This window comes from Phytomonospora sp. NPDC050363, assembly GCF_040655735.1.
Lineage (GTDB): Bacteria > Actinomycetota > Actinomycetes > Mycobacteriales > Micromonosporaceae > Phytomonospora.
In genome coordinates, this window is record NZ_JBFAKK010000002.1 from 686,319 (window position 1) to 696,984 (window position 10,666).

At 72.7% G+C, this 10,666-nt stretch carries 10 protein-coding genes; 4 read left to right on the forward strand and 6 right to left on the reverse strand.

Annotation, left to right across the window (positions count from 1 at the left end; translation table 11 throughout):
- Positions 1–14: 14 nt before the first annotated feature.
- Together AB0I28_RS07715 and AB0I28_RS07720 are read right to left on the reverse strand one after the other, a co-directional pair.
- Positions 15–572, reverse strand: a complete 558-nt coding sequence (locus tag AB0I28_RS07715; RefSeq protein WP_357490669.1) for a copper resistance CopC family protein — start codon at positions 570–572, stop codon at positions 15–17.
- 68 nt (positions 573–640) lie between these two features.
- Complete coding sequence (locus tag AB0I28_RS07720) at positions 641–1,267, reverse strand: TetR family transcriptional regulator C-terminal domain-containing protein (protein WP_357490671.1); 627 nt, start codon at positions 1,265–1,267, stop codon at positions 641–643.
- Between the two features lie 75 nt (positions 1,268–1,342).
- Here AB0I28_RS07720 and AB0I28_RS07725 point away from each other — a divergent pair, with 75 nt between their 5' ends.
- Positions 1,343–1,849, forward strand: a complete 507-nt coding sequence (locus AB0I28_RS07725) for a DUF1453 domain-containing protein (RefSeq protein WP_357490672.1) — start codon at positions 1,343–1,345, stop codon at positions 1,847–1,849.
- Positions 1,850–1,861: 12 nt separating this feature from the next.
- Here AB0I28_RS07725 and cydC read toward each other — a convergent pair whose 3' ends face one another.
- The 4 genes from cydC to AB0I28_RS07745 are packed head-to-tail and all read right to left on the reverse strand — an operon-like array spanning position 1,862 to position 7,568.
- Positions 1,862–3,616 carry a thiol reductant ABC exporter subunit CydC gene (gene cydC, locus AB0I28_RS07730; protein ID WP_357490674.1) on the reverse strand — a complete coding sequence of 585 codons (1,755 nt, stop codon included), beginning with the start codon at positions 3,614–3,616 and terminating at the stop codon, positions 1,862–1,864.
- Positions 3,613–5,268, reverse strand: a complete 1,656-nt coding sequence (gene cydD, locus AB0I28_RS07735) for a thiol reductant ABC exporter subunit CydD (protein WP_357490868.1) — start codon at positions 5,266–5,268, stop codon at positions 3,613–3,615. Before cydD ends, cydC begins: the two co-directional genes overlap by 4 nt.
- Positions 5,269–5,316: 48 nt before the next feature.
- A complete protein-coding gene (locus AB0I28_RS07740; RefSeq protein ID WP_357490676.1) occupies positions 5,317–6,279 on the reverse strand; it encodes a cytochrome d ubiquinol oxidase subunit II in 963 nt (320 codons plus the stop codon).
- A 2-nt stretch (positions 6,280–6,281) separates the two neighbouring features.
- Positions 6,282–7,568: a cytochrome ubiquinol oxidase subunit I gene (locus AB0I28_RS07745; RefSeq protein WP_357490678.1), complete on the reverse strand. Its 1,287-nt coding sequence runs from the start codon at positions 7,566–7,568 to the stop codon at positions 6,282–6,284.
- A 138-nt stretch (positions 7,569–7,706) separates the two neighbouring features.
- Between AB0I28_RS07745 and AB0I28_RS07750 the strand changes: the two genes are divergently transcribed.
- The 3 genes from AB0I28_RS07750 (at position 7,707) to AB0I28_RS07760 (ending at position 10,633) form a co-directional block, all read left to right on the forward strand.
- On the forward strand, positions 7,707–8,027 hold the full coding sequence (locus AB0I28_RS07750; RefSeq protein ID WP_357490680.1) for a helix-turn-helix transcriptional regulator: 321 nt from the start codon (positions 7,707–7,709) through the stop codon (positions 8,025–8,027).
- Between the two features lie 146 nt (positions 8,028–8,173).
- Entirely contained in the window at positions 8,174–9,544 is a 1,371-nt protein-coding gene (locus AB0I28_RS07755) for an L-serine ammonia-lyase (RefSeq protein ID WP_357490682.1), read from the forward strand.
- Positions 9,545–9,631: 87 nt separating this feature from the next.
- Entirely contained in the window at positions 9,632–10,633 is a 1,002-nt protein-coding gene (locus AB0I28_RS07760; RefSeq protein ID WP_357490684.1) for a 2-dehydropantoate 2-reductase, read from the forward strand.
- Positions 10,634–10,666: the final 33 nt, after the last annotated feature.

Genomic DNA, 10,666 nt, shown 5'->3' on the forward strand with positions numbered 1-10,666 from the left:
GGGCGGCGGCGGTCTCACGGTCGCGCGGTGGGCTTCCGGCGGGCGACGACGACGATCACGGCGACGACGGCCGCGGCGGCGATCGCGCCGAGGATCCAGTAGATCGCCGGGTTCGAGGCCTCGTCGGTGCCGGTCGCCTGGTTCGTCGGCGCGGGCGCGGAGTCGGAGGAGACGGGCGCCGGCGAGGCCGACGCGCCTTCCGAGGCGGTCTCGGAGCGGAAGGAGATCGAGCCGTCGACGCGGTGGCCGTCCTCGGAGACGATGCGGTAGCCGATCGTGTAGATCCCGCCGGCGGGCAGGTCGAGGGGGATGGTGACCCGCATGCCCTCGACGACGAAGGGGCGGGTGGGGATCACGGCTCCGGTGGAGTCGGTGAGCGCGATCTGCGTGGAGGGCGCGTCGATGCTCTCGGAGAACTCCAGGACGGCCGTCTCGGGCGCCTCGTCGAGGACGGCGCCGTCCTCGGGGTCGGAGGAGACGAGCTGCGCGTGCGCGGCGGCCGGTGCGGCGGTGAGCAGCACGGCGGCGATGGCGACGGCGGCCGCGGTGACGAGGGTCCGGACAGTCTTCACGGCGGATTGGTCGCGTGGGGCGGCCGGTTGGTTCCCGAGTGTGGGGGGTTCGTCGGCGGTCAGTGCCCTCAATCCTCTAAACCGTCCACCGAGAGGCTGCTCAGGTGTGCGTGCAGCACGTCGAGGGCCGCCTGTGGGGTGAACGACCAGGGCTGGAGGACGGCGGTGACGGTCAGGCCGTCGAGGAGGGCGCAGAGGCGTTCGGTCTCGGCGTCCAGGTCGAGGCCCTCGTGCAGGCGCCCGCCCCGGTTGGCTTCGGCGAGGACCTTGCCGACGATCATGCGCATGCCCTCGTAGAGGCGCTTGGCCTGCGGCTGGAGGCTCGGCCGGGTGCGGGCGGCGGAGGTGAACTCCAGCCAGACGACGGCCTCGTCGAAGCGTTCGGAGTCGGCGGGCAGGAACTCGCGGAGGAGGGCCTCGGCGCGCTCGGCGCGGTCGCGGACGGGCGCGGGCCTGCGCAGGGCCTCGGCGTGGGCGAGGACGCGGGCCGAGACGCGCTCGACCATCTCCTTCATCGCGAAGACCATCAGTTCCTCGTGACTGGTGAAGTAGTGCCGCACCGAGCCGATGGCCAGCTCGGCCTCGGTGGCGATGTTGCGCAGCGAGGCGGCCTCGACGCCGTCGCGGCGCACGACCCGGAACACCGCGTCGACGACGGCTCTGCGGCGCTCCTCGGGATCGACGATCTTGGGCATGCCCGAAAGTTTATAGCATGTGCGTGCTACTTTATTTGGCATGACCGTGCTACGAACGTTCCGAAGGGACCCGGCATGAACGGCTGGATGCTGACCGCGCTGATCGTGGCCGGGGTGATCGCCCTGATCGTCAAGCGCTTCCTCGGCGAACCCCTCAACGCCCGCGACCTGTGCCTGCCGCCGCTGGTCCTCGTCGGACTCGGCGTCTACTCCCTCACCAAGGTCGACGTCATCGACGCCCGCGACGTCATGTGGCTGGTCGCCGCCTCCCTGGTCGGCGTCGCCCTCGGCGCCGTACGCGGGACCACCACCGTCCTATACACCCGCGAGGGCCACCTCTGGCAGCGCTACACCGTCGGCACGGTCCTCGTGTGGGCCTTCTCCCTCGGCGTCAACTTCGGCGTCGGGTACCTCGCCTCGCTGGGCGGCATGCACCCCGAAGCGCGCAAGATGACGCTGTCCATCGGCGCCGGCCTGCTCGGCGAAATGATCACCGTCGGTCTGCGTGCGCTGCGCACCGGCCACCGGTTCGCTCCCGACAAGGACGACTCACCGGCGCGCCGGCTGCTCGAACGGCGCTGAGCCGCCCGGAACTCAGCCGATCCCGGCGTAGCGGCCCTCGGCCAGCTCCTGCGCGGCCCACAACTCGGCGTAGTAGCCATCGGCGGCCAGCAGCGCGTCGTGACTCCCGCGCTCGGTGACCAGGCCGTCTTCGAGCACCAGGATCTCGTCGACGGCTTCGAGCCCGCGCAGCCGGTGCGTCACCAGGACGACGCTGCGGTCGGGCGTGGCGCGCAGGACGTCGGCCAGGACCTCGTCGGCGGTCTGCGGATCGAGGCCCTCGGTCGGCTCGTCGAGCAGCAGGACCGGCGGGTCGCCGAGCAGCGCGCGGGCCAGCACGAGCCGCTGTCGCTGCCCCCCGGAGACGCGGTCGCCGTCCTCGCCGACGACCGTCGACAGGCCCTCGGGCAGCGAGGCCGCCCACTCGGTGAGCCCGGCGGCGGCCAGCGCCGCCGCGATCCGCTCGGGCGTGGCCTCCGGGGCGGCGATGCGCAGGTTCTCCTCCACGGTGGCGTGGAAGACGTGCGCGTCCGACAGCGCGCCGGACACCAGCCGGCGGACGTCGTCGCCGCGCATCAGCGAGATCGGGACCCCGTTGAGGGTCGCCTCGCCACGCGAGAGGTCGACGAAGCGAACCATTGCCGCCAGCAGCATGCTCTTGCCCGCCCCACTGGGCCCGACGATCGCCACCCGGCGGCCGGGCGGAAGGTCGAGGTCGACGCCGCCGCTCCCGGCGGCCTGCGCCACCGAGCCCTCGCGGACCGGGATCAGCGGCCGGGCACCGGTCAGCCGCAGCGCCACCGGACCCGACGGCGCCTCGCGCGGCTCCTGCGGGTCGGCGACCGGCGGCTCGGCGTCCAAGACCGCGGCGAGACGCGTCGCGCTCGCCCGCACCTCCTGGAGCCTGCGGGCGGCCGTCGTCAACGGCAGCAGCACCTCGAAGGCGGCGAGCGTGGTCAGCGGCAGTACGGCCGTCATGATCGGCGGAATCCCGTCGGTGGAGACCGCCGCGAAGAGCACACCGATCACCGCCAGACCCTGCGTGAGCAGCGCGGCGGCCGACACGATCGCGTTGACGGCCGCGCCGCGCCGCTCGGCGCCGGCGAGGTCCTCGGCGACGCGCCCGGCCTCGGCGACCGCCCGGTCGGTGGCGCCGTAGGCGGCCAGGTCGGCCGCGCCCCGCACCAGGTCGACGGTCGCGGTGCTCAGCTCGGCGCGGGCGTGCGCGGTGCGCTCGGCGGTCCGGCGCGCGAGGATCCCGGCCAGCCACGGCAGCAGGATCCCGGCGGCGACCGCCCCCAGCAGCACGACCAGCCCGGCAACGGGCGAGAACGCGGCGGCGAAGGCGATGACCACACCACTGACGACCAGCGCGGTCAAGGCCGGCATGAGACAGCGCAGCAGCAGGTCCTGGACGGCGTCGACGTCGGCGACGAAACGCGTGAGCAGGTCCCCGCCGCGCAGACCGCGCAGGCCGCCCGGCGACAGCGGCGTCAAGGCCCGGTACACCCGGGCGCGCAGCTCGGCCAGCGCGCGCAGGACCGCGTCGTGCCCGGCGAGCCGTTCGAGATAGCGGAAACCGCCGCGCGAGATCGCCAGCGCGCGCACGGCGACGATGGCCACGGTCAGCGCCGTCAGCGGCGGCTGCTCGGCCGCGCGCGCCAGCAGCCACGAGGCCGTGGCGATCAGCGCGATCCCGGCGAGCTCGGCGGCCACCGAGACCAGCCCGGCGAGCGCGACCCGCGGCAGGTGCCGGCGGATCAGGCGCAAGATCAGCAGCTCGCTCATCGCACGCTCCCCTCGGCCTGGAGTTCGGCGACGCGGCCGTCGGCGACCCGCAGCACGCGGTCGACCCCGTCGAGCAGGGCGGGCCGGTGCGCGACGATCAGCGCGGTCCGCTCGGCGCCCGACAGCAGCCGCCGCGTCGCGTCGGTCACCGCCGCCTCGCTGCGGCCGTCGAGGCTCGCCGTCGGCTCGTCGAGAAGCAGCAGCGGCGCGTCCCGCAGGAACGCCCGCGCCAGCGCCAGCCGGCGCGACTGGCCCGCCGACAGGCCCGTGCCCCGGTCCCCGAGCAGCGTGTCGTAGCCGTCGGGCAGCTCGTCGATGAACTCCGCGTCGGCAGCCGAGGCCGCCGCACGCACCCGCTCGGCACCGGCTCCGGGATCACCGAGCCGGATGTTGTCGGCCACCGAACCGGCGAACAGGTGCGCGCGCTGCGGCACCCACCCGATCCGGCGGCGCCACTCGTCGAGGTCCAGCTCGGCGAGGTCGACGCCGTCGACCAGGACCCGTCCGCCGGTCGGCTCGACGAAGCCCAGCAGTACCGACAGGACCGTCGACTTCCCCGCGCCGCTCGGGCCGATGAGCGCAACGCGCTCGCCCGCCCGCACCACGAAGGACGCCCCGGCCAGGGCGCGCACGCCGTTCTCGGTGTACTCGACGGTGACGTCGTCGAACTCGATCGTGGCGAAGGACTCGGCCGGGCGGTGCCCGCCTTTGCGAAGCTTCTCGGCGCCCTCGACGACCGTCAGCGCCTCGTCCATCGCGGCCAGGCCCTCCTGGCTGGCGTGGAACTGGGTGCCCATCGCGCGCAGCGGAAGGAAGGCCTCGGGGGCCAGCAGCAGCACGAAGAAGGCGATGCGCAGGTCGAACTCGCCGGCCTGGAGGCGCAGGCCGATCGGCACGGCGACCAGCGCGACCGAGACGGTCGCGACGAGTTCGAGGACCAGCGCGGAGAGGAAGGCCACGCGCAGGGTGGCCATGGTCGCGCTGCGGTAGCGGTCGGCGACGTCGCGGACGGCCTCGGCCTGCTTCCCGGCGCGGCCGAAGACCTTCAGCGTGGACAGCCCGGCGACGACGTCGAGGAAGTGCCCGCCGAGGCGCGACATCAGCCGCCACTGCTTCTCGGTCTTGGCCTTGGTGTGCCAGCCGACGAGGATGCCGAAGATCGGCACCAGCGGCACGGTCACGGTGATGATGACGGCCGAGGCCAGGTCGGAGGCGTAGAGCATGACCAGGACGGCGACCGGGACGGTCGCGCCGAGCATGAGCTGCGGGAGGTAGCCGACGAGGTAGGAGTCGAGGCCGTCGATCCCGCGCGTGACCAGGGTCGCGGTCTCCCCGCCGCGCCTGCCGCGCAGCCAGCGGGGGCCGTGCGCGGCGGCGGCCGCGAGGGTCTCGGTGCGCAGGCGCGCCTTGATGGCGGCCGACGAGCGCGCGGCGAGGCGCCCGTGCGCCCACGACAGCAGTGCGCGCACGCCGAAGGCGGCCGCCACGAGGGCGAGGCCGCCGAGCAGGGTGGAGGCGGTCGGCGAGGTCACGGCCCGGGCGAGTGCCCCGGACAGCGCGTACGCCTGCACGCCGATCGCCGCGGCCGTCACCGCGCCGGTGACGGCCGTCAGCGCAAGGTAGCGGCGCAGCTCGGGCAGCCGCCGCGTCATCCGGGGATCCACGGGTCTCACGGCTCGAAGACTACGGCCTGTAGAAGGTCAGTAGAAGAGCGGAGTCGACGACGTCACGCGCCTGCGCCACAGCCACCACATCACCGCCTGGAAGCCCAGCAGCACCGGGATCATCGGGGCTGCGGCGACGGTGAGCAGATCGAGGGCCGCGGCGTCGGCGGCGCCCTGCGTCACGGTGAGCGAGTTCACCGGTTCGGCGGCGTCGACGTAGCCGAAGGGCAGCCGCGCGAAACCGACGACGAGCAGTGGGGTGGCCACCGCGACGCACGTCGCCGCGAGGGCGCGCCCGTGCCGTCCGGCGACGGTGAGCCGCCCGGCCGCCAGGATGCCCGTCGCCAGGACCGCCGCCCCGGCGAGCGCCACGGCGGGCAGCTCGACGGCCCCGGCGGTGAAGAACCCGGCGACGGTGAGCACTCCGACGCCGATGAGGGTCGGCGCGACCCCGGCGGTGAGGACCGCCGAGCCCTTCGCGCGCGTCTGCGGCGTGCCGCGCAGGGCGAGGAGGGCCGCGCCGTGCAGGAGGATCAGCATCGCGAAGACCAGCCCGCACAGCAGCGAGAACCAGTTCGGCAGGCCGTGGCGGCCCTGGAGGAGCTGCCCGAGGAAGGCGCCCCAGCCGAGGGCGGTGACCAGCGCGCCGACGGCGATGAGCGCGTCGAAGATTCCGCGGCCGCGTTTCGCGCGGCCGCGGATCTGCACGCACGCGGTGAAGGTGACCAGGCCGAACAGCAGGACCGCGAGCAGGGTGGCGTTCGTGCCGAGCAGTTTCCCGTCGAGCAGCGGGAACGCGCCGAGCAGCGCGCCGATCGCGGCGACCAGCCACACCTCGTTGCCGAGGAAGAACGGGCCGACGGTGGCCAGCGCCCGCCTGCGGCCGTCGTCGTCGGCGGCGACGTGGCGAAACAGCATGCCGACGCCGTAGTCGAGGCCGGCGAGGACGAAGTACGCGGCGAACAGCAGCCCGACGAGGGCGTACCAGAGGGTTTCCATGGCTACCTCGTCCCTTGGGGAATGAGCAGGTGGGTGTCGGTGTCGACGTCGGTGCCGGGGTCGGGCCGCCACACGTCGGCGCGGGGTCCGCGCAGGCCGTGGCGCAGCATCAGCCACCAGGCGGTCAGCAGCAGCGCGCCCAGCACGGCGGTGAACCCGATGAAGGAGGTCCACATGCCGCCGACGCCTGCGCCGCCGAAGGCGTCGGCGGTCGTCTGGACGCCGTAGACGATCCAGGGCTGGCGTCCGACCTCGCGGAACACCCAGCCGGCGACCGCGGCGAGGAAGGGGAAGGGCACGAAGGCGATGAACAGCGGCATGATCCAGCGCAGCTTCGCGGCGAGCTTCCAGATCACGATCGGGGCGAGCAGCAGCAGGATCGTCGAGCCGGCCTCGCCGACCATCGACATGAAGTCGAAGGACTCCCGCAGGCCGTCGGGGAGACGGTAGTCGCCGGCCCCGTACCGCGCGGCGAGTTCGGCGTTGACGGCGGCGGCCTCGGTCGCGTCGGCGGTCTTCATGGGCTGGATCTCGCCGACGAAGCCGTACTGCGCCCAGCCGGTGCCGAAGGCCCAGCCGATGCCCAGGAACAGGAAGGTGAACCCGACCCGGAAGGAGCGCAGGAAGAACACGTCCTCGGTCCTGCGGAGGATGTGCCAGGCGGAGGTTCCGAGGATCACCACGCCGCCGGCGGACAGTGCCGCGCCGACGATGTGCAGGAAGGCCCACCAGGTCGAGGGGTTGGCGAAGACCGCGCCGACGTCGGTGAGCACGGCGGTGGCGGTGCCGTCGGCGGCGGTGCTCATCTCGTAGCCGACCGGGTTCTGCATGAAGCCGTTGGCGACCAGCACCCAGAAGGCCGAGAGGTAGGCGGTGATCGCCACGAGGTAGAGCAGCCCGAGGTGGACGGCCCTGGGCAGCTTGTGCCAGCCGAAGATCCACAGGGCGAGGAAGGTGGACTCGGCGACGAAGGCGACGATCGTCTCCATGGCCAGCGGGGCGCCGAAGACGCCGCCGACCAGGTGTGTCAGGCCCGACCAGCTCGTGCCGAACTGGAACTCCATCACGATCCCCGAGGCGATGCCCAGGGCGTAGTTGATCACGTACATCAGGCCCCAGAAGCGGGTCATGCGGAAGTAGAGCTCGCGCTTCTCCTCCTTGCGGGCCAGCGTCGCGCGGGTCTGGAAGTACAGCAGCGCGGTGACCAGTCCGAGGGTGACCAGCACGAACAGCCAGTGGATCGAGGTGGTGACCGCGAACTGCAGACGCGCGAGATCGAGTGCGCCCATCACCGTCCTCCTGATACCTGAGTAGACGACATGTTGGCAGTCTACATATCGAGTGCCTACGTACCAATGAGCCTTCCAACTGGGAATACGCGCAGGGCTCTGGCGCTCGTTCGGGCAAGACCACTAGACTCGCTACCTATGAAGGCGAGCTCCCTCCACGGGCACCTCGACGCGCTGATCCTCGCGGTGGTCGAGGACGAACCACTCCACGGCTACGCGATCATCGAGGCCCTGCGCGCCCGCAGCGAGGGCACGCTGGACCTCCCGACCGGCACCGTCTACCCGGCGCTGCGCCGCCTGGAGCGCGAGGGGCACCTGCGCAGCGAGTGGTCCAACGTCGCCGGCCGCGACCGTCGCACCTACCGCCTGACCACCGGCGGCAAGAAGGCCCTCGCCGGGCGCCGGGGGGAGTGGCGGGAGTTCCGCGACACCATCAGCGCGGTCCTGGGCACGTCCTGAGCCGAGACATTCACCCCAATCACCTAACTGCCGTTACGCGATCCACACCTCGACGCCGGGTGCCGGACAAGATCGCGGACTAGGCTTGCCACCGGCCCTTGGTGGGACAACGAGGTCCTCACCCTCTGCGGCCGCTAGGAGCAGTGGTGATCAGCGTCTTCGACCTCTTCAAAGTCGGTATCGGCCCGTCGAGTTCCCACACCGTGGGGCCGATGCGGGCAGCGCATACCTTCATCGCCGGGCTGAAGGCCGACGGCCGGCTCGCGCAGGTCGAGGGGATCCGGGCCGAACTGTTCGGCTCGCTCGGCGCGACCGGGCACGGCCACGGCAGCGACAAGGCCGTCCTGCTCGGCCTCCTCGGCGAGGATCCCGAGACCGTCGACACCGCCACGGTCGGCGAGCGCGTCGCCGCCATCCGCGTGGCCCGCCGTATCCCCCTCATGGGCGTCCACGAGGTCGACTTCGACGAGCGTCGCGACCTCATCCTGCACCGCCGCAAGAGCCTCCCGTTCCACCCGAACGGCATGATCTTTCGCGCGATCGCCGCCGACGGCTCGGTGCTGCGCGAGCGCACGTACTACTCCGTCGGCGGTGGTTTCGTCGTCAACGACACCGCCGGGGCCGACGACCCGATCAAGGTCGACGACACGCCGGTGGCGCACCCCTTCAAGACCGGTGTCGAGCTGCTGGAGATCACCCGCGAGACGGGCCTGCCGATCAGCGGCGTCATGCTCGCCAACGAGCTGTCCTGGCGCAGTGAGGCCGACGTCCGCTCGGGCCTGCTGCACATCTGGGAGGTCATGCGCGAGTGCGTGCAGACCGGATGCACCACCGAGGGCACGCTCCCCGGTGGGCTGAAGGTGCCGCGCCGCGCGGTCGGCATGCACCGCGACCTCCAGGCCGAGATCTACGCGACCGACCCGCTGCGGGTGATGGACTGGGTGACGCTGTTCGCCCTGGCCGTCAACGAGGAGAACGCCGCCGGGGGCCGGGTCGTGACCGCGCCGACGAACGGCGCCGCCGGGATCGTCCCGGCCGTCCTGCACTACTACTGGCGTTTCATGCCCGGCGCGAGCGACGAGGGCGTGGTGCGCTTCCTGCTCACCGCCGGCGCGATCGGCGTGCTGTTCAAGGAGAACGCCTCCATCTCCGGCGCCGAGGTCGGCTGCCAGGGCGAGGTCGGCTCGGCCTGCTCGATGGCCGCCGCCGGGCTCACCGAGGTCATGGGCGGCACGCCCGCGCAGGTCGAGAACGCCGCCGAGATCGCCATGGAGCACAACCTCGGGCTGACCTGCGACCCGGTCGGAGGGCTCGTGCAGATCCCGTGCATCGAGCGCAACGCGGTCGCCTCCATCAAGGCGATCACCGCCGCCCGCATGGCGATGCGCGGTGACGGCGAGCACCACGTCTCGCTGGACAAGGTCATCAAGACGATGCGCGAGACCGGCGCCGACATGAAGGTCAAGTACAAGGAGACCGCGCGCGGCGGACTGGCCGTCAACGTCATCGAGTGCTGAGCCTTTACCTCCCCGCAGCGCACCGATACCTTCGACGGACCCGGGCACCGGCCGTCGAAGGCGTGCCCCGCAGGATGTGAGGGACGCATGAGGATCGCCGTGTTCGGCGCGGGGAGCATCGGCTGCCACCTGGGCGGGATGCTCGCCGGGGTCGCCGAGGTCACGCTCATCGGCAGGCCGTCGGTCATGGACCCGCTGCGTTCCGAAGGGCTGACGCTGACCGGTGGCGGCCGCGCCGACCGGCATGTCACCGGCCTTCGTCTGAGCACCGATCCCGGGGCGGCGGCCGAGGCCGACTACGTCCTGGTCACCGTGAAGTCGGGTGCGACCAAGGGCGCGGCGGCGGAGCTGGCGGGCGTCGGCGGCGACGCGGTCGTCGTCAGCTTCCAGAACGGGCTGCACAACCCGCGCCTGCTGCGCGATGGACTGCCCGGCCGCGAGGTGCTGGCCGGGATGGTCCCCTACAACGTCGCGCGGACCGCGCCCGCCCACTTCCACCAGGGCACCTTCGGCCGGCTCATGCTCGACGCCGGTCCGCGCTCGGCCCCGCTCGTGGCGGCCCTGGAGCGGGCCGGGCTGCCCACCGAGGCGCGCTCGGACATGCCCGGCGTCCAGCACGCCAAGCTGCTGATGAACCTCAACAACGCCGTCAACGCCCTGTCCGGCCTGCCCCTGCGCGACCAGCTCGGTCAGCGCGCCTACCGCGCCTGCCTCGCGCTGTGCCAGCGCGAGGCGCTGGCCGCCTACCGCGCCGCCGGGATCCGCCCCGCCAGGGTGAGCCCGGTGCCGCCGGGCCTCATGCCCTTCGTGCTCGGCCTCCCCGACGGCGTCTTCCGCCGCCTGGCGGCGTCGACCCTGCGCGTCGACGCCCGGGCGCGCTCGTCGATGTGGGACGACCTGCGCCAGGGCCGGCCCACCGAGATCGGCGAACTCCAGGGCGAGATCACCGCCCTCGCCGAACGCCACGGGACCCCGGCCCCGGCCAACGCCCGCCTCGCCGAGCTGGTCAGGCTCGCCGAGACCGAAGGCGCGCGCGCCTGGACCGGCCCCGAACTGCTCGCCGAGCTCCGCACCGCGCGAGACGCGTGACACCCCACCCCTAGGGCATGGCCGACTGTGCGG